Source organism: Bradyrhizobium huanghuaihaiense, assembly GCF_007830635.1.
Classification (GTDB): domain Bacteria; phylum Pseudomonadota; class Alphaproteobacteria; order Rhizobiales; family Xanthobacteraceae; genus Bradyrhizobium; species Bradyrhizobium huanghuaihaiense.
On sequence record NZ_VLLA01000003.1, the window covers coordinates 91,463 to 109,676 of the forward strand.

22 protein-coding genes are annotated in these 18,214 nt (G+C 65.0%); 9 read left to right on the top strand and 13 right to left on the bottom strand.

Annotated features, from left to right (window positions below; translation table 11 throughout):
* Positions 1-96: 96 nt before the first annotated feature.
* The gene (locus IQ16_RS08020) at positions 97-588 is read right to left on the bottom strand and encodes an SRPBCC family protein (protein WP_018647341.1); all 492 of its coding nucleotides are present in this window, start codon (positions 586-588) and stop codon (positions 97-99) included.
* Positions 588-968: an ArsR/SmtB family transcription factor gene (locus IQ16_RS08025; RefSeq protein WP_026312686.1), complete on the bottom strand. Its 381-nt coding sequence runs from the start codon at positions 966-968 to the stop codon at positions 588-590. Before IQ16_RS08025 ends, IQ16_RS08020 begins: the two co-directional genes overlap by 1 nt.
* Before the next feature lie 374 nt (positions 969-1,342).
* On the opposite strand from IQ16_RS08025, the gene IQ16_RS08030 reads away from it, so the two are divergent.
* Positions 1,343-2,404 (top strand): serine hydrolase, encoded by a 1,062-nt coding sequence (locus IQ16_RS08030; protein ID WP_026312685.1) that lies wholly within the window; start codon positions 1,343-1,345, stop codon positions 2,402-2,404.
* Between the two features lie 67 nt (positions 2,405-2,471).
* On the opposite strand, the gene IQ16_RS08035 is transcribed toward IQ16_RS08030, so the two are convergent.
* Together IQ16_RS08035 and IQ16_RS08040 are read right to left on the bottom strand one after the other, a co-directional pair.
* A complete protein-coding gene (locus IQ16_RS08035; RefSeq protein ID WP_018647338.1) occupies positions 2,472-3,299 on the bottom strand; it encodes an outer membrane protein in 828 nt (275 codons plus the stop codon).
* Between the two features lie 268 nt (positions 3,300-3,567).
* Positions 3,568-4,272: an SDR family oxidoreductase gene (locus tag IQ16_RS08040; protein ID WP_018647337.1), complete on the bottom strand. Its 705-nt coding sequence runs from the start codon at positions 4,270-4,272 to the stop codon at positions 3,568-3,570.
* Positions 4,273-4,378: 106 nt separating this feature from the next.
* Here IQ16_RS08040 and IQ16_RS08045 point away from each other — a divergent pair, with 106 nt between their 5' ends.
* On the top strand, positions 4,379-5,221 hold the full coding sequence (locus tag IQ16_RS08045) for a GNAT family N-acetyltransferase (RefSeq protein WP_026312684.1): 843 nt from the start codon (positions 4,379-4,381) through the stop codon (positions 5,219-5,221).
* Position 5,222: 1 nt separating this feature from the next.
* Here the strand turns inward: IQ16_RS08045 and IQ16_RS08050 are convergent, their stop codons facing one another.
* Together IQ16_RS08050 and IQ16_RS08055 are read right to left on the bottom strand one after the other, a co-directional pair.
* Positions 5,223-5,684: a hypothetical protein gene (locus IQ16_RS08050; RefSeq protein WP_018647335.1), complete on the bottom strand. Its 462-nt coding sequence runs from the start codon at positions 5,682-5,684 to the stop codon at positions 5,223-5,225.
* 105 nt (positions 5,685-5,789) lie between these two features.
* Entirely contained in the window at positions 5,790-5,975 is a 186-nt protein-coding gene (locus tag IQ16_RS08055; RefSeq protein WP_145831354.1) for a hypothetical protein, read from the bottom strand.
* Between IQ16_RS08055 and IQ16_RS08060 the strand changes: the two genes are divergently transcribed.
* A complete protein-coding gene (locus IQ16_RS08060) occupies positions 5,965-6,246 on the top strand; it encodes a hypothetical protein (protein ID WP_018647334.1) in 282 nt (93 codons plus the stop codon). The genes IQ16_RS08055 and IQ16_RS08060 overlap by 11 nt on opposite strands.
* A 54-nt stretch (positions 6,247-6,300) precedes the next feature.
* Here the strand turns inward: IQ16_RS08060 and IQ16_RS08065 are convergent, their stop codons facing one another.
* From IQ16_RS08065 to IQ16_RS08090, 6 genes are all read right to left on the bottom strand, one after another.
* A complete protein-coding gene (locus tag IQ16_RS08065) occupies positions 6,301-6,549 on the bottom strand; it encodes a hypothetical protein (protein ID WP_018647333.1) in 249 nt (82 codons plus the stop codon).
* 48 nt (positions 6,550-6,597) lie between these two features.
* A complete protein-coding gene (locus IQ16_RS08070; RefSeq protein WP_244635582.1) occupies positions 6,598-7,041 on the bottom strand; it encodes a curlin in 444 nt (147 codons plus the stop codon).
* Positions 7,042-7,084: 43 nt separating this feature from the next.
* The gene (locus IQ16_RS08075; RefSeq protein WP_035667951.1) at positions 7,085-7,495 is read right to left on the bottom strand and encodes a curlin; all 411 of its coding nucleotides are present in this window, start codon (positions 7,493-7,495) and stop codon (positions 7,085-7,087) included.
* Positions 7,496-7,521: 26 nt separating this feature from the next.
* Complete coding sequence (locus tag IQ16_RS08080; protein ID WP_026312682.1) at positions 7,522-7,914, bottom strand: curlin repeat-containing protein; 393 nt, start codon at positions 7,912-7,914, stop codon at positions 7,522-7,524.
* 66 nt (positions 7,915-7,980) lie between these two features.
* A complete protein-coding gene (locus IQ16_RS08085) occupies positions 7,981-8,382 on the bottom strand; it encodes a hypothetical protein (protein WP_026312681.1) in 402 nt (133 codons plus the stop codon).
* Positions 8,383-8,558: 176 nt separating this feature from the next.
* Entirely contained in the window at positions 8,559-9,206 is a 648-nt protein-coding gene (locus IQ16_RS08090; protein WP_026312680.1) for a response regulator transcription factor, read from the bottom strand.
* A gap of 600 nt (positions 9,207-9,806) precedes the next feature.
* On the opposite strand from IQ16_RS08090, the gene IQ16_RS08095 reads away from it, so the two are divergent.
* The 5 genes from IQ16_RS08095 to IQ16_RS08125 all read left to right on the top strand — a co-directional run bounded on the left by IQ16_RS08095 (position 9,807) and on the right by IQ16_RS08125 (position 16,439).
* Positions 9,807-11,237: an efflux RND transporter periplasmic adaptor subunit gene (locus IQ16_RS08095; protein WP_018647328.1), complete on the top strand. Its 1,431-nt coding sequence runs from the start codon at positions 9,807-9,809 to the stop codon at positions 11,235-11,237.
* Positions 11,234-11,956, top strand: a complete 723-nt coding sequence (locus tag IQ16_RS08100) for an ABC transporter ATP-binding protein (protein WP_018647327.1) — start codon at positions 11,234-11,236, stop codon at positions 11,954-11,956. The genes IQ16_RS08095 and IQ16_RS08100 overlap by 4 nt, the downstream gene beginning before the upstream one ends.
* Positions 11,953-13,176, top strand: coding sequence for an ABC transporter permease (locus tag IQ16_RS08105; protein WP_018647326.1), 1,224 nt, complete (start codon positions 11,953-11,955; stop codon positions 13,174-13,176). Before IQ16_RS08100 ends, IQ16_RS08105 begins: the two co-directional genes overlap by 4 nt.
* 51 nt (positions 13,177-13,227) lie before the next feature.
* Positions 13,228-13,545 (top strand): response regulator transcription factor, encoded by a 318-nt coding sequence (locus IQ16_RS08110; protein WP_018647325.1) that lies wholly within the window; start codon positions 13,228-13,230, stop codon positions 13,543-13,545.
* A gap of 1,040 nt (positions 13,546-14,585) precedes the next feature.
* Positions 14,586-16,439 carry an alkaline phosphatase family protein gene (locus tag IQ16_RS08125; RefSeq protein WP_145831356.1) on the top strand — a complete coding sequence of 618 codons (1,854 nt, stop codon included), beginning with the start codon at positions 14,586-14,588 and terminating at the stop codon, positions 16,437-16,439.
* A 51-nt stretch (positions 16,440-16,490) separates the two neighbouring features.
* On the opposite strand, the gene IQ16_RS08130 is transcribed toward IQ16_RS08125, so the two are convergent.
* The gene (locus IQ16_RS08130) at positions 16,491-17,075 is read right to left on the bottom strand and encodes a hypothetical protein (RefSeq protein ID WP_020608101.1); all 585 of its coding nucleotides are present in this window, start codon (positions 17,073-17,075) and stop codon (positions 16,491-16,493) included.
* A 382-nt stretch (positions 17,076-17,457) separates the two neighbouring features.
* On the opposite strand from IQ16_RS08130, the gene IQ16_RS08135 reads away from it, so the two are divergent.
* Entirely contained in the window at positions 17,458-18,117 is a 660-nt protein-coding gene (locus tag IQ16_RS08135; protein WP_018647322.1) for a peroxiredoxin, read from the top strand.
* Positions 18,118-18,214: the final 97 nt, after the last annotated feature.

The following is an 18,214-nucleotide window of genomic DNA, read 5'->3' on the forward strand; positions in this document are numbered from 1 at the left end:
GGGGCGCCTTGAAGGGGCGAACCCGGAATCTCGAGTTTCTCAGGTGCGCAATTGCGCACCTGAGTTCTCGCTTCGCGAGCCCCGGAATGACAACAATCACTTCTTCATCCCAGCCACATACGCCGCCAGCTTGTCCAGCGTCTGGTAGCCGTATTCGACCGCGCCGAAGCCGATCATGCCGTCGCGCTGCTCCGTGCTCGAGGCCAGTTGCCGCATCATCAGCACCGTCTTGCCGTTGCTCTGCTCGGCAAAGGTGAGGGTGAAGCGGAACATGCCGGGATCATCATCCTGGTCGGTGCCGTGGTCCATCTCCATCAGCGACGGCCGCTCGATACGGCGGAAGCGCATCCGGTTCGGATAGACCGTCCCGTCGGGACCGATCATGTTGAAACGCCAGACGCCGCCGACCCGTACGTCGATCTCGAAGGTCTCGACCTTGAAGCCCTTCGGCCCGAACCATTGCGGCAGGTGCTTCGGGTCGGACCACGCCTCGAACACCAGATCGCGCGGCGCATCGATTACGCGCGACATCACGATCTCGCGGTCGAGCGACCATTGCGACAGGGCGGGATTGGCAGAATTCGTCATCACTCGGAACCTTTCTTCTTGGTTGTACGCGACGGCCGCTTGGCCGCCCTCTCCTTCTTCAGCTTCATCACATAGGCTTCGAACCGGTCGAGCCGCGCCTCCCAGATCGCGCGCTGCTGCTGGAACCAGTCCTCTGCGCCGACGAGCGCGTCCGGGCTGAGCCGGCAGGTCCGCACACGGCCGGACTTCTCCGACTCGACCAGCCCGCTCACCTCCAGCACGTGGATGTGTTTCATGAAGCTCGGCAGCGCCATGTCGAAGGGGTCGGCGAGCTCGCCGACCGAGGCTTCTCCGGCGCACAGCCGCATCACGATCGCGCGCCGTGTTGGATCGGCGAGCGCTGCGAAGATCTGATCGAGTCGGTTCAATTGGTTAGCCATAGAGCTAACTATAGGCCGCGGACCGTGAATGTCAATGATTGTTAGCCGCTCGGCTAAGTTAAAATTGATGGCACTGTAGCCCGGATGGAGTGCAGCGCAATCCGGGATCTTGCCACAACCAGACGCCCCCGGATTACGCTTCGCTCCATCCGGAGCTACAGGCCCACCACGCGGAACCCACAACGCGCAATCGTGAATTGGGACCTCGTCCCCTCTCCGCTAAAAGTGAGTCGGGGGCGCACAAGCATCAATCATCAGAGCACGTGCCGCCTGTTGTCATCTCATCCTCGATCACCCGGCGAACGCTCGCCCGGGCTGCGCTCATTCCGCTTGCGATCGCGCTTCGCCCGCGCCGTGCATCGGCCGATTCGGACATGATCGCGCAGATGCGCGATATCGTCGCCGCCGAGCTCGGGCCGACCGCGACGCCGGAGCATCCGGGCGGCCTCGCCGCCGCGCTCTATGCCGGCCGCCATGTCGAGTTCTTCAACTATGGCTTTGCCGACGGCACCCCACGACGGCCGGTGACATCGGACACGCTGTTCAACCTCGCCTCGCTGCGCAAGCCGTTCGAGGCGACGCTGGTCGCGCTGGGGACGCTTCGCGGTGAGCTGCGGCTCGACGACCGTCTGCAAAAATACCTTCCCGAGCTCGAAGGCGACTATATCCGCCGCGTCACCGTCGGCGAGCTCGTCACCCACACCTCGGGCCTGCTGCTGCCGACCGACCATCCGCCCTGGCCGAACGAGCAGTTCACACGTGCGCAGTTCATCGAGATGCTCAACGCCTGGAAACCGCAGGCTGGCGAGCAGCCCGGCAAGCAACGCATCTACAGCCACGCCGGCTACGTGCTGCTCCAGCTCGTGCTCGAGAATTGCTACCGCGCGCCGATCGCACGGTTGTTCGAACAGCGCATCCTCAAACCGCTCGGCATGACCGCGACCTCTCTGCCCGAACGCGGCGAGGACAACCGCGCCGCCATGGACGCGGCCTGGATGCAGCGCGCGGTCCAGGGCTATTCGGATCAGGGCATGGCGATTGGGCCAATCGGCAACCAGCAGAGCTATTTTGACTTTCCCGGCACTGGCCAGATGTTCTCGTCTGCGCGGGATCTTTCGACCTTTGTCGCGGCCTGCCTCGACGGCCGCTCGGTCGACCCGCATTTGCACGAGGCGCTGCGGATGACGCAGCGCGAAGCCTTCCGCGTCGACGGGAAATTCGGGCAAGGCATGGCCTGGGAAACGGTGCATCTTCCCGATGTCAACGTCGTCGACAAACCGGGCGGCCTCAACAACGCCTCCGGCTATCTCGGCCTCGTGCCGGCGCGGCGGATCGGCATCGTGCTGCTCGCCAATCGCGGCGAATATCCGCACGAGATCGCCCGCTACAAGATTTTGCCGGCGCTGGCGCATCTGGTCGCCGCGCATGGCGGCTGAACCCTCAAAAGCAGAAAGCCCCGGCTGAGCCGGGGCTTTCCACACCAGATCCGGAACGGGATGAAGCTCAGTACCTGGCGACGACGGGTCCGCCGAACTTGTAGTTCACGCCGACGCGCACGATGTTCGACGTGAGGTCGACCGAGTGGGTGTAGACGTTGGTCGGGTATCGCGTTCCAATGTCGGCCAAATTGGTGCTGGTCACCGTGCTGCGCCCGAGATCGACGTAGAGATATTCGGCCTTGAGCGACCAGCCGCCGCCGAAGGCGTATTCGGTACCGACGCCCGCAGTCCAGCCGACCCGCGTATCACGGATCGTGGCCGATTCCGTCGCGGCCGCGAACGTGTCGGTGAAGTTGAAATTGCCCTTCACCTCGGCGATCGCCGCACCGCCCGTGGCGTAGAGCAGCCAGGTTGGAGCCGCGAGGAAGCCGATGCGGCCGCGGATGGTGGCGAGCCAGTCGGCCGAGACCGACGAATTGACGGTGAAGCCGGTCGGTGCGCAGCAGGGATAGAGAGCTGAACCGGTCGCGCTGCCCTTGAAGCCGAAATAGTTGATGTCGCCTTCGAGGCCGAGCACCGCGTGGTTGACCTGCCAGTTGTAGCCCGCGGTGAAGCCGCCGGTGACGCTGGAACTGTTGACGCCCTGGGCGCCGATCGTGTTGATCGCGGGAACGCTGCTGGTGGCGAAATAGCCGGTCGGCGAGTATACCGTCGAGGTGGTCAGGTCGGCGCTGCCCCACTGCCCGCCGACAGTGCCGCCGACATAGAAGCCGGTCCAGTTATAGGCCGGCGCCATCGCGGGCGCCTTGGTGTATTGCGCGGCAAGGTCAGCGGCCTGCGCGGATGCGGCGCCGAGCACAATCGAAGCGACCGCAAGCAAGAACTTGTTCATTCCAGTCTCCATTCCCCCACGCGCTTGATCTCGCGTTTTCGATGCGCGCAGGCGGGAGCGATCCGGCGCAGATGGGGAATAGGCGGAGCACCGCTCGCGCGTCTCGGCCTGTCGCGCAGTTCGTAGGGACTGTGACGCAATCAGTGACTTATCGCGCAAGTCGTGTGACGAGTGTGACCTCGGCGCCACGCATCGCGCCTGCCGCAGTGACGCGCGATGCAAACCGGCGGCGCGTCACGACAAGGTGCGGGCGAATCCGCGCGCCGTCTCAGACCGAGCGCGTCAGTCCGCCGTCGACTCGGATGTTCTGGCCGGTGATGTAGGCCGCGCCGTCGGACGCCAGGAACGAGATCGTCGCGGCGATCTCCTCGACCTTGCCGTAACGCTGCATCGGCACGCTGTCGCGGCGCGCATCGGTTTGCGGCAGGCTGTCGATCCAGCCCGGCAGCACGTTGTTCATGCGGATGTTGTCGGCGGCATGGGTGTCGGTGAAGATCTTCGTGAACGCGGCGAGCCCGGCGCGGAACACCGCGGAGGTCGGAAACATCGCGCTCGGCTCGAACGCCCAGGCGGTCGAGATGTTGATGATGGCGCCGGCCTTCTGCGCCTGCATCACCGGCGTCACCAGCCGGGTCGGACGGATCACGTTGAGCAGATAAGTGTCGAGGCCGGTGTGCCACTGCTCGTCGGTGATCTCCGTGATCGGCGCGCGGGGCCCGTGGCCCGCACTGTTGACGAGCACGTCGATGCGTCCCCATTTGGCAAGTGCGCCATCAACGAGGCGCTTCAGGTCGTCGTTCGACTTGTTGGAGCCGGTGACACCGAGGCCGCCGAGCTCGGCCGCCAGCGCCTCGCCCTTGCCGGAGGACGACAGGATCGCGACGCGAAAGCCGTCCGCCGCCAGCCGCCGCGCGGCGCCTGCTCCCATTCCGCTGCCGCCGGCGGTGACGAGTGCGACCTTCTCTGCTGCCATGACCGTTATCCTTGCGATGGAGTTGAGGCGAGCCGCAGGCCCGGCCTATCATGAGGCCTTCTACCGCCGGACCTGCCGGCAGGTCCACCACCCGAAGGCATCCTTCATGAGCGAATTGCAGATCCGCAACCTGCGCCCGGAGGAGATCTCCCTCGCCATCGACTGGGCCGCGGCGGAAGGCTGGAATCCGGGCCTCTCCGACGCCGCCTGCTTTGCGATTCCGGATGCGCGGGGCTTCTTCGTCGGCGAGATCGGCGGCGAGCCGGTCGCGACCGTCTCCTGCGTCAATTACGATGACCGTTTCGCCTTCCTCGGCTTCTACATCGTGCGCGCCGACCTTCGCGGGTCCGGCCACGGCCTGCGCATCTGGAACGCGGCGATCGCGCATGCAGGCGGCCGCGTGATCGGGCTCGACGGCGTCGTCGCCCAGCAGGACAACTACAAGAAGTCCGGCTTCCAGCTTGCCTACGCCAACATCCGCTACGGCGGCACCCTCGCCGCGCCACCGGTGCCGCCTACCGGTGTCATCGCGCTCGATGCGATCCCCTTCGCACTGGTTGAAGCGGACGATGCTACGGTCTTCCCGGCCGCACGCGTGGCCTTCCTGCGCACCTGGATCAACACACAAGGTCACATCGGCCGCGCATTGCTGCGCGACGGCAGGCTCGCCGCATGGGGCGTGATCCGCCCGTGCCGGACGGGCAGCAAGATCGGCCCGCTCGTCGCCGACGATCGCGCGGCGGCGGAAACGGTCGCGCGAGCCCTGCTGTCCAGTGCGGGCGGCGGCGAAATCTTCCTCGACGTCCCCGCCGTCAATGGCGAGGCGATGGCACTCGCGGAAGGACTCGGCCTCAAGCCGGTGTTCGAGACGGCGCGGATGTACACGGGGCCGATCCCGCCGCTGCGGATCGACCGCGTCTTCGGCGTGACCAGCTTTGAGCTCGGCTAGCTCAGTAGCAGCGCATGATGTTGACGGTGTGCTCGCCGCCGCCGCGGCCGGGCACCGTCACCTGCTCGGTCGGGCAGCTCGGCACATAGGGCCGGTCGGACGGCACGACGTTCGGCGGGAAGCGATGCGCCCAGTCCCAGGGCACGTCATAGGTGTAGGTGTAGCGCACGTCGTTCGAGAGCGGCGGCTGTCCGGCATCGCCGAAGGGCTGACTGTACGTCGCACCGTCGTAGAAGAACCCGCCTCCGCCCGGCCAGTAGACGAAGGGATTGTTGCGACGGTGGAAGCGCGCCCCCGGCGCGATCGACGGACGCGCGGCAGCCGGCGGCACGGCAGCGCCGGCCACGGCCGGTGCGGCACCGCCGGGTCTGGCAAAACTGTCGCTGGGGCTAAGGAGCAGCGCGGCCGCGCTGAGCGAGGCAAATAGCGCCGCAAATGATCTGCCATGTGATCTGGACGTCATGATACGCACCAACTGGTTTGGCTTCGCGATAGCTCCCCACTGCACGCTAGGCCGGGCCGTCCGCCCGCCGCAAACGTATTATTAATTATTGGTTAAGGCACGGGATTAACGGGGAACCCGGTGCGGCAAGACGCCCTCGATGTCCGGCGATTTCAGCCGCTCCGTTCCCGGAACGCCCTTCATAACCAGTTGATCGGAGTTGATCGCACCCGCCGGATACATCCGGAACGCCCCCTTGCCGCGGTCGTTGGCCCCGACAAGAAAGCAAGGAGCATCTTCAATGCAGAACACGTCAAAACTCCTCTGCCTGATCACGGCATCGCTCGTCGCGGGCACGACGGCTGCCTCGGCACAAGGCTACGACTGGAACGGGTCGCGGGCCGGCTGGGACCGCACCGCCCCCACCTACGAACCCGTTCAACCGCGCGCGTACTACCCGGACGCCGGCGGGCCGTATGGCGCACTCAATGGCACCAACCATCCGACACCGAGCTCGACCCAGGGCGATGTCGGCCCTGACGGCAACAACAACGGCACGCTGACCGGCCATTATCGCTGGTAGCCTCGCCAGCAACAAGGCCCGTCGTCCTCGCGAGGGCGGCGGGCTTTTTGCGTATCAATGCTCCTGCAGCTGCTTGCGCAGCCACTCGAGCATATCAGGCGAAGCGCCGGTGCCCTGGGCCACGATGGCGGTGTTTCCGCCGCTGCGGCGATAGACCGTGGTGCGCCCGGGCTCCTTCTCGATCCTGACCTCGGCCTGCGCCGGATCGCCACTTTGCGTGATGACCGAGGTTCCGTTCTCGTCCTGCACCACCGTCGTGTGACCGTCGGCAGCACCCGCCGGCGCCGCTGCGATCACGCTCATGAGTCCTATTCCGGATGCGAGTAGCAGCAATCTCATGTCACACCTCCATCATCGGCCGAACTGGAAGATCGCCAGCCAGTTGAAACGTCCGAACTGCCTCACCGCTCCCGTGTTCATGTCGCCGATCTGAAGCAGGAGCGCATTGGTGGAATTGCCGACCTGGGTGATGTCGGCGATGTTGCTGAGGCCGGACTGACCGACCGCTACGTTGGTGGTGCCGCCGACCTGGATCACATTGGCATAGTTGCGCGTGCCGTTCTGGATGATGGTCGCATCCACCGTTCCCGTCCCGCCGAACTGGATCACCCGGGCGATATTGATCTGGCTGCTCTCCTCGATCGTGACGGGCTGCAGGTCGTTGCCGAATTGCACGACCGTATCGATTCTGACGTTCCGGTCCGTCACGCTGCGCAGGACGGTTGCGGCCGGCGCCGGCGTCGCCGTGCCGATCGCAGCCAGCAGCACCGCAGCAGTCACAACCCGCTTCAACACGTCTCTGCCACACCGCATCGCGCTTCCCCGTCGGTTCCCGCGATTACGGACGGGTCTGAACGATGGTCGAGTTGTTGACCGCACTGAATTGCATCACAGCGCCTGAATTCATCGCGCCGAGCTGCGACACTAGGCTGGTCGCCGACTGACCGGCCTGGCCGACGAAGGCGAGATTGATCGTCCCGGTCTGGCCGACCGATGCCGAATTCGTCCCGCCGAATTGCAGCACGCCGGTGGCATTGTTGGTGCCGTTCTGGGTCACCGTCGCGCTGGTGCTGCCGCCGATCATGAACACGCCCGCCATGTTGAGCTGACTGTTCTGGTTCAGCACCACCGGCGGTCCGCCGACCGACACGATGGTCTTGATGTCGGCGGTCTGGGCGCCGGCTGATCCGGCGCCGACCGAGCACAGAGCGAGCATCACGGCGCCCGCGCTTCGCAAAGGATGTTTCATGACATGCCTCACCACTTCGAGATTGCTCACGGCGTCTGCTGCAGAATCGTCGAGCCGTTGAGGATTCCGAGCTGCCCGACGCCGGCCGTGTTGTTGGCGCCGATCTGGCCGATCAGGCTTGAATTGGAGCCGCCCACCTGGCCGGCCAGCGCGGTATTGGACGCCGTCGGGGTGGTGCCGCCCTGCCCGATCACCGAGGTGTTGACTGTCAGGAGCGAGCCCGTCTGCAAGGTGGTCGCCGTATTGGTCGCGCCGAACTGCAGCGTCGTGGCGCTGTTGCTGGTCGATCCGCTCTGCGAGATGAATGAGTTGTTGGTCGTGCCGAACTGCAGCACGCTCGCCGAGTTGCCGGCCTCTGCATCGACGGCCGTCAGCGCACCGAGCGCCGCGACCATCGCAACGAGATAGGTGATCCGCATGTTCATGTCCTCCAGAGTGGCCCGGACGCACCGCAATCGGGTGCGCCCGGCCGAACGATACGTGGGTCAGTGCGCCGTCTGCGAGACGGTGCTGCCGTTGACGCCGAACACGCTGAGCTGGCCGACGGCGGCGGCGTTGTTCTGCAGCGCGGGAGGCCCGAACGAGTTCTGGGTGATCGAGCTGCCGTTGTTGCCGAACGCAACCTGGCCGGTGGTCGCCGAGTTCTGCACGCCGATCTGGTTGACCGTGCTGGCGTTGTTGAGCGAGGCCGCGCTGGTCCCCTGCATCGTGGTCGCACTGTTCACGATGCCGAGCTGGCTGGTCGAGGAAGTATCATTGGTGAGACCCTGCTGCGAGACGCTCGAACCGTTCACAACGCCGACCTGCACTGTGGTCGCGGTGTTGGCGGCCTGCGCCGCGGAGGACAGGGCGAGCACGGCAACGGAAGCAAAAAACAATTTACGCATGGAGTATTCCTTTCTGGCCAAGTTGTCTGACTGGGTGGGGATGCCGGTCCTGAATGCGACTGACATCGTGGGAATACTCTGAACCGGTCGCGTGCCGCGCGACAGACTGCAGTTCATGCTAGTCGGTACGGACTAGACGATGCGCGGTGTCAGCTCGAAAGCCGCACGATGCGCGGCTAGCCCGCACCGGCGCGCGGCGCCTCGGCTCCGCGTCCCATGCTGTCGATCAACCGCACCACCTCGATCGGCGAGCGCAGCTCGAGCTTTCGCATCATCCGGGCGCGATGGACCTTGGCCGTCACCTCGCTCACGCCAAGCCTTGCCGCGATCTGCTTGGCGACGAGCCCCTCGGCCATCAGCATCATGATCTCGCGCTCGCGGCTCGTCAGCATCTCGACGCGCTGCCGGGCGTCGCGGACGGCATCCTCGCGCTCCATCCGCCTGCAGTCGCGCTCAATGCCGTGCCTGATCGCATCGAGGATCTCCTGCTCGCGAAACGGCTTCGGCAGAAATTCAACCGCGCCGCGCTTCATCGCCTCGACCGAAACACGGACGTCGGAGTAGCCGCTGATGAAGACGATCGGAATGAACACGCCCTTCTCGAGGAGCCGGCGCTGCAGTTCGAGACCGGTCGGCGATGTCCCGGGAAAGCGGACGTCGAGCACGAGGCACGACGGCCCCTCAGAGAGACTCTCGGCGAGGAACTCATCGGTCGACGCGAACAACTTCACCTGGTGACCGGTCTCCTCACAGAGACTTCCAATCGAATTTCGAATCTGGACTTCGTCATCAACGACATAAACGGTGGCTTGACCTGAAATCATTCCAACAAACTCCCCAGCTTGGGGCTCGATGGGCGAGCAACGAGCCATCCATTCTTCTTGCAAGCGATAACAAGGTGCTTGGATGAATTCGCGAGAATCGAACGATCGGCGTCCGTCCGCCGGTTCGACGTCTTAGGGCCAATGCTCGCCGGAAGCGAGTGAAGGCGTTCACACATCGGGCTTCGTGATTGCAGGGAATTTCGCGGCGGCACAGGCGGCATCGCGGCGAGGCCCGTTATCGCTGACGTGACGATCCGGTATCGTGGCCGCAGCGTCGCCGACTGCGTCATGGCATTGCTACCCATGGACCAGCTGAACGCCGGCGACCAGCGATTTTGCCGGATCATACGGGACGTTCAGTCAGCTTATCGAGTTCGATACCGCGCGCAGCATATCGATACGACGGGTATGCACTTTCGGCAAATCACGAAACGTCGCAGCCGCGGACTTTACTTCTGGATCGTGCTGCACACCCGACCGTCGCCCCGGCAAGGACGACATACTGTCGTTCGATACTACCTTAGATGATTTGCAACTATAGCGGGTTGCCGCTTTTTCCCGACCGCCAACGAAACCATTTCAACCAGGGCGGGTTTTGATATGCGATTTGTGCCAGCAATTGCCTTGCTCGGAACTGCATGCGGCCTCGCCGCGATCTACGCCGCAGGGCCAACCGTCATCGCCGGCGCCGCCGGCAGCGCGGCAGACAAAGCGACTCACGCCTATGACCAGACCAGGCGGCTGCTCGCGCCCGCCGTCCGCGAGCCATCGACCTTCGGGTCGGATGCGCCCGTCTTCCGCTATGCCGCGATCCAGCGCGGCAGCATCGAGCAGACCGTCACGGTCACCGGCGCCCTGCAGCCGGTCAAGACCATCGAAGTGGGTTCCCAGCTCTCCGGGCAGCTCGCCCGCGTCTACGTCGACTTCAACGACACCGTCGCCAAGGACCAGCCGCTGGCGCTGATCGATCCGCGCAGCTTCGCCGCCAAGGTTGACGAAGCCAGGGCTTCGCTCGCGGTCGCCAATTCCCTGGTCGACATCGCGCGCGCCAAGCTCGATCGCGCCAGGATCGATCTGCAGAACGCCAAAGGCAGCCGCGACGTGCTCGCTGCCAAGCTCGAGAGCGCCCAGGCGGTCAAGACCTCGGCGCAGAAGACCCTGCAGCGCAAGCTGGCGCTGCAGTCGCAGAACGTGGTCGCAACGACGACGGTCGACGATGCCCAGACCGAGTTCACCGCGCGTCTGGCCCAGGAGCGCGAGGCGGAGGTCCTGATGTCTCTCAACTCCTACTCGGTGGACGGGGCGCAGGCCGATGTCCGCCGCATCGAGGCCGAGCTGCAGCAGGCCCGCATGGCGGTGCCGGAGAAGGCGGCCGTGCTCGCCGCGGCCCAGGCCGACCTCGACCGCACCGTGATCCGCTCGCCGATCGACGGCGTCGTCGTCGGCAGGTTCGTCAACGAGGGCCAGACGCTCGCGGTGGGCCTGGAGTCGCGCACCACCTTCGTTGTCGCCCACCGCCTCGAAGACATGGAAATTCATGCGCAGGTCGATGAAGCCGATATCGGCCGCATCGCGCCTGGCCAGCGCGCCCATTTCACGGTCGATGCCTATCCCGACCGCCGCTTCGAGGCCGTGGTGCGGCAGGTGCGCAAGGCGCCGCAGACCCAGCAGCACGTCGTCACCTACACCGTCGTGCTGGCGACCTCCAATCTCGACGGGGCGCTGCTACCCGGCATGACCGCGCTGGTGAAGATCGTGATCGAGCGGCAGGACGACGTGCTGAAGGTGCCGCTCGCAGCGCTGCGTTTCCAGCCGTCCGGCACGCGGCCGGACTCAGGCAGCGCGCATAGCGGCGTGTGGGTGCGCACCGCCAGCGGCTCGCTCCAGCGCGTCGCGGTGACGGTCGGCGCGGCCGGCACCGAACAGGTCGCGCTCAAGAGCGGCGATCTCGTCGAGGGCAGCCAGGTCGCCGTCGGCCAGGCGATCCGCCCCGCGGGCATGGAGTTCCTCGGAATCAGGTTTGGATCATGACCGCGCTGCCCCTCATCAGTCTCCGCTCCGTGTCCAGGACCTATCGGACCGACGGAGTAGCAGTGACCGCGGTACGCAACGTCAGCTTCGACATTGCACAGGGCGAGATCGTCGCCGTGATGGGACCGTCGGGCTCGGGCAAGTCGACCCTGATGAACATGATCGGGCTGCTCGACCTGCCGAGCGAGGGCGCGGTCCATCTCGAGGGAGCCAATGTCGCCGAGCTCTCGGAAGACCGGCGATCGTCGCTGCGCGCCCGCAGCATCGGCTTCGTGTTCCAGTCGTACAACCTGCTCGCGCGCCACAATGCGATCGAGAACGTCGCACTGCCGCTGGTCTATTGCGGCGTCAGCCGCAAGGAACGTCTGGCTCGCGCCGAGCAGACCCTCCAGGCCGTCGGCATGCTGCACCGGGCCCATCACTTCCCGCGGCAGCTCTCCGGCGGCGAGCAGCAGCGCGTCGCGATCGCGCGCGCGCTGATCGCCTCCCCGCTGATCGTGCTCGCCGACGAGCCGACCGGCGCGCTCGACAGCCGGACCGGCGCCGAGATCCTGGCGCTGTTCGCAGCCCTCAACCGCACCGGCCAGACCATCGTGATGATCACACACGATCCCGGCATCGCGACGCAGTGCCGGCGCACGATCCGCCTGCATGACGGCGAGCTCGTGAGTGATGAGACCGTGGCGGAGCTGCTGCCGAGACGGAGCGCTGCGTCATGACGATGCTCCAGGGGTTTCAGATCGCCCTGCACGCCCTGCGCCTCAATCCGCTGCGCAGCTTCCTCACCATGCTCGGCATCGTGATCGGCGTCGCCTCCATCGTGACCGTGTTCGCGATCGGCTCCGGCGCGCAGCTTCGCCTGCAGGAGCAGATCCGCTCGATCGGCGCCAATGTGCTGATGATCACACCGGGCGCGGTCTATCAGGGCGGCGTGCGCCTCAAGGACGGCAGCAAGCTGACGATGACCGAGGGCGACGTGCAGGCCATCCTCGAGCAGATCCCGGAAATCCAGGCCGCCGCCGGCTCGCTCGCCGGAACGGCGCAGGTCATCCACGAGGGCAAGAACTGGAACACCACGATCAACGGCACGACCACCGGCCATTTCATGGTGCGCGACTGGCAGCTTGCCTCCGGTCGCTATTTTTCCGGCGCGGAAGAGTCGGGCGCCGGCAAGGTCGTGATCCTCGGCAGCACGGTCGCGCGCGAGCTGTTCGCAGCCGGCGACGACCCCATCGGCGCGCAGATCAGGATCATGAAGGTGCCGCTCGAAGTGGTCGGCGTGCTCGATCGCAAGGGCCCGGCGCAGGACGACGTCGCCTTCGTACCGCTCAGCACGGCCAAGCTCCGCTTCCTCGGCAGCGCGAGCAACATCAACCGGGATTCGGTCGCCTACATCATCGCCAAGGTGGCCGCGGACGGTCAGATGGCGGGCGCGCGGGCGGAGATCGAAAGCCTGCTGCGGCAGCGCCACCGCGTCCCCGCCGGCCAGGAGGACGACTTCAAGGTCCAGGATCCGGCCGCCGCCATGGAAGCGCAGCAGGGCGCGATCCGCACCGTGGCGCTTCTGCTCGTCGCCATCGCCTCGGTCTCGCTGCTCGTCGGCGGCATCAGCATCATGAACGTGATGATCGTGTCCGTCACCGAGCGCACGCGGGAGATCGGAATCCGCCGCGCGCTCGGCGGACGGATGCGGGACATCCGACTGCAGTTTCTGTGCGAAGCCCTGGTGCTCTGCCTGCTCGGCGGCGCCATCGGCGTTGCCGGCGGCATCACGCTGTCGATGACGGTCGCCCGCATGGCCGGATGGGTCACTTCGATCGACAGCGAGGCGATCGGCCTTGCCCTCGCCTTTTCGATCGCGACCGGTCTCATCTTCGGGTTCTATCCCGCCCACAAGGCATCGAGGCTCAGCCCGATCGAGGCGCTGAAGACGGAGTGAGACGATGCCGGGGGCGGCCACATCAACGCGACAACCAGGGAGGAGCCAGTCATGAGCGCGGATCCGAAGGATTCGATCACACCGACACCCCGCGAGCGTGAATTGATGATGTTGATCGCCCGGGGGCTACAGAACAAGAACATCGCCTACGAGCTCAAGATCTCGGAGAACACGGTGCGGGCGCATATCGGCAACATCATGCGCAAATACCGGCTCCAGAACCGGACCCAGATCGCGATCATCTATGCGCTCAAGACGGTGCCGCTGTCGCTGCGGCGCGATCTCACCAGGAACCGGGCCGGACCGGCAACGGTGAAGCCGGCACAGGCGCTGGCGCCGGATCCGCGGGTGCCGACCGCGCCGGACTAACCACAATCCCTTGCGCGGCCCGGCGGGCAAAACACCCAAGCCCGGGGTCAAGAGCGCGGCATTGAAATAATTCTCTTTATTAGAATTCGGATTTTTGTTAGACATTTCCTACTCCGGCCCAAGGAAGAGGGGCGCATCGCGATCGTCACGACACGCGGGCCGGGCGGCGGTGGACGCTCATCGCATCGGCGCGATCGGCTTTGCAGGGCGGGCAACCGTGAGCGAAGTCGTCGCGCCAACGACAGGTGTGATCAGCGTACGGCAAAATCGTGTGGTCCTGACGCCCGGGGTCTGTGCGTCAAGTCTTGCGGTGATGTGAGCGGCCCGACCGGGCCCGCACATCAGTCATCCGCATGGCGACGGGGGCAATAGTGCATCGCTCCCCGGGGAGATCACGACATAAGCCGTAAAACCACTGCGCAGGGAAGGCCGGATGTTTGGCTTCACCTGTATGCCGCTGTGCAAATTCTTTGTTGCCACCCTTCGCACAGTGGACCGTGGGTGCCCGGCCGGCACTCGGTCTTCCCTGCGCCCTCTTTCATTGGGGGAGCCAAGCAAAGCTCGGGCGGAAAATGCCGCGAGGACGCGAAGGTGTGTCTGCGAATGGCAATGCGAATTGAAAGAGCGACGCCGTCACCACACACTTCGTCATTGCGAGGAGCCCTTGCGACGAAGCAATCCAGAGTCCTTCCGCGGAAAGATTCTGGATTGCTTCGCTGCGCTCGCAATGACGGCGTTGCGACAAGTGAGCAACAAAACTTCGCTCGCGTGCCCCGGACGCAGCGCAGCGCCTCTTCGGCGGTGCGCTGCAGAGCCGGGGCCCATGCATCAGCGCATTCGCGGCTCTCTGGGTCCCGGCTCTGCGCAGCAACGCCAAGGGCGTTGCAGCGCGTCCGGGACACGAGCCTACGCTATCCCCCTCCCCAGCCCTCTTGCATCGACAACAGAGGCCCTTGTAACAAAACCGTCATACAGCAAAACTAAACGATTGCCGGGGGCCGCGGTCGGCGGCCATGCCGCCTCACCGCCAGGAGACTTCCATGCGCCGTTCACTGCTGTTGCTGTCCGCCGGACTGACAGTGCTGTCCACCGGACTTGCGTCCGCCCAGAACAATACCCCCCGCAACCTGATCCTGTTCATTCCGGACGGTCTGCGCGCGCTGAAGGTCACCCCTGAAACGGCCCCCGCGATGGCCGAGCTTCGCGACAAGGGCGTCAACTTCAAGAATCCGCACTCGCTGTTCCCGACCTTCACCATGGCCAACGGCTCGGCGATGTCGACCGGCCATTATCTCGGCGATACCGGCGTGTTCTCCAACACGATCTGGACCAATTACACCTCGGTCCCGGCCGGTGACACCGTGGTCCCCTTCATCGAGAACGACGCCGTGCTCGGTGACATCGACGAGCATTTCAAGGGCGACTACCTCAACGAAGAGACCATTTTGAAGATGGCCCGCGACAAGGGCCTCAGCACCGCGGCGATCGGCAAGGTCGGTCCGACCTACCAGTTCGACCACACCGACAAGCCCGAGAAGCCGGGTCTGCATTCGGTCGTGTTCGACGATTCCACCGGCGGCAAGAACAGCGTGGCGCTGTCGGACGAGGTGAAGGCGGCGCTGACCAAGGCGGGCCTCCCCCTCGCCACCCCGCCGCGCGGCGACAATTCCAAGGCCGGCGATGCCAAGACGCCGGGCACCACGGTCGCCAATGTCGCCCAGCAGGCCTATTTCGCCGACGTCGCCGCCAAGGTGGTGCTGCCGATGTTCAAGGCGCGCAACAAGCCGTTCGTGCTGGTGTTCTGGTCGCGCGATCCCGACGGCAGCCAGCACAACACCGGCGACAGCCTCAACCAGATCCTGCCCGGCATCAACGGCCCGACCTCGATGGCCGGCATCAAGAACGCCGACACCAACCTCGCCCAGCTCCGCAAGGCGCTCGACGAGCTCGGCCTCGCCGCCTCGACCAACATCATCGTCTCGGCCGACCACGGCTTCTCGACCATTTCCAAGGAAAGCAAGACCAGCCCCTCGGCCAAGGTCAGCTATGACGACACGCCGAAGGACTTTTTGCCGATGGGCTTCCTGGCACTCGATCTGGCCAAGGCGCTCGACCTGCCGCTGTTCGACCCCAACGACAAGAATGCGAAGATCGAGGGCAACAAGCATCCCAAGGCCGGCAACGGCGTGCTCGGCAAGGATCCAGAAAAGCCCGACCTCGTCGTCGCCACCAATGGCGGCTCGGACCTGATCTATCTGCCGAACAAGGACAAGAAGCTGGCGGCGAAGACCATCAAGGCCCTGCTCGAGCAGGACTACGTCTCCGGCCTGTTCGTCGAGGACTCGCTCGGCCGCTTCCCCGGCACGCTGCCGCTGTCGAGCATCAACCTGCGCGGCAAGTCGGCGACCCCGACGCCGTCGATCGTGGTCAACTTCCGCTCCTATGCCAGCGAGTGCGGCGAGGCGCCGACCAACTGCTCGGTGCAGGTCGCCGACACGGTGCTGCGCCAGGGCCAGGGCATGCATGGCAGCTTCAGCCGCGGCGACACCATGAACTTCATGGCCGCCATCGGTCCGGACTTCAAAGCCGGCTTCGTCGACGAGCTGCCGGTCAGCAATGCCGACGTCGGCATGACCGCGGCGCAGCTGATGGGCCTGCGCGCCGCGCAGAACGGCGGCCTGGTCGGCCGCGTGATGTCGGAGGCCCTGCCCAACGGCATCGTGCCGAAGGCCTACAAGGCGGTTGAGAAGTCGAAGATGTCCGAGAACGGCCTTCAGACCGTGCTGAACGTCCAGCGCGTCGGCAGCCAGCGCTATTTCGATGCCGCCGGCTTCCCGGGCCGCACGCTTGGCCTCGAGCCGGATGCCGGCAAACAAAAAACGGCGGGGAAATAACCCCGCCGCTTTCGCTCGCGCCCCGCAAGGGGCGCGAGAATATCTCGGTTCTTACATGCCGATGTCGAACACGTTCGGCAATTGGCCCGCCAGGGGCAGCGCGGTGGCGCCGAGGAACGTCGCCACCATCGCCATCAGGCGACGGTTGTTCTGGCGCTTGCCGCGCATCTGGCCGGCGATCCACTCCAGCATTTCGCTGTTGACCTTGGAGGCGTAGGACGGCGCCCAGCTCTCGATGTCGGTATCGGCCGACAGCGCGACGCTGCGCGGCGGCACCTTCAGACCCGAGGCGCTTGCGGCATAATGGGCAACGGCCTTGGCGAGCAAATCGTCGAAGCGGCCGCCATCGGTGCGCTCGGTCGCGGCCTCGTTGATCTCGAACAGGACTTCGGCTTCGGTGCGGCTGACCGGCTGGTCGTTGACGGCGGTCGCGGTCAGGATACGGGCGCACCAGGCGGTGTCATCGGCATCGAGCGAGCGGGAAAAATGCACCCGGCCCTTGGTGGTCGGGCCTTCGCCCGTGATCACGCCATCGCGTACGATGGAGAGTGCATGGACCGCGGTATCGCGGCAGGACGGTTCGAGGGACGGCGACTCAACGGACTTCTCAGCGGACTTAGGCGCAGCGGCAGACATAGTTCACTTCCAGATTTCTACTGATCGGCCAGCATTTTCATGCGGGCGTAAAGGGGTGGTTAATGATTCGATACGGGGATCGCGACTTTTCTCAATGGTTGCCGATTAGTCGCTACGAGGACCATTTCGGTTCCGGAGAGCGTCGGGCGAGCGTGATGCGGGTCATAAAAGGCTTTATCGCGGCAATCGATACCGGTGGAGATGTTTCGCCGCAGGTGCCGCTGTAACAGAAAAGTGCTAGGAGATCGGCTCTTCAGAGAAGGAATTCACATTTTACTTCAAGCGGTTCAGTCAGCGTTCACTTAGCCTCGCCAAGCCCCTATACTGGCGGCGACGGCCAGGGACAAATTCTCAAGTAAATTCAATATGATGAGGTAGAACCATGACACTTCCGATCGGCACCACCGCCCCCGACTTCGAAGCCGAGACCACCGAAGGGAAGATCAAGTTCCACGACTGGATCGGCAACAGCTGGGCCCTCCTGTTTTCGCACCCCAAGGACTTCACCCCGGTTTGCACGACCGAACTCGGCGCGCTCGCCAAGCTGAAGCCGGAATTCGACAAGCGCGGCGTCAAGCTGATCGGCCTCTCGGTCGATCCGATCGATCGCCACGCCAAATGGGCCGAGGATATCAAGGAGACGCAGGGCGCTGCTCCCAACTATCCCCTGATCGGCGACACCGACTTCAACGTCTCGAAGCTTTACGAGATGCTGCCGGCCTCGACCTCGGGCGATCCCCTCACCCGGACGCCTGCCGACAACCAGACCGTCCGCAACGTCTTCATCATCGGACCGGACAAGAAGATCAAGCTGGTGCTGGTCTATCCGATGACCACGGGCCGGAACTTCCAGGAGATCCTGCGCGTCATCGACTCGCTCCAGCTCACCGCCAAGCATCGCGTCGCCACCCCGGCCGACTGGACGCAGGGCGAGGACGTCATCATCGCGGGCTCGGTCTCGAACGACGAGGCCAAGACGATCTACCCGCAGGGCTGGAAGGAGCCGAAGCCCTACATCCGGATCGTGCCGCAGCCGAAATGACTTTTGGCGGTCGCGGATAGCGACCGCAAAAAGTCATCCCGGGATGGTCCAAAGGACCAGACCCGGGATCTCGAGATTCCGGGCTCGGTGCTTCGCA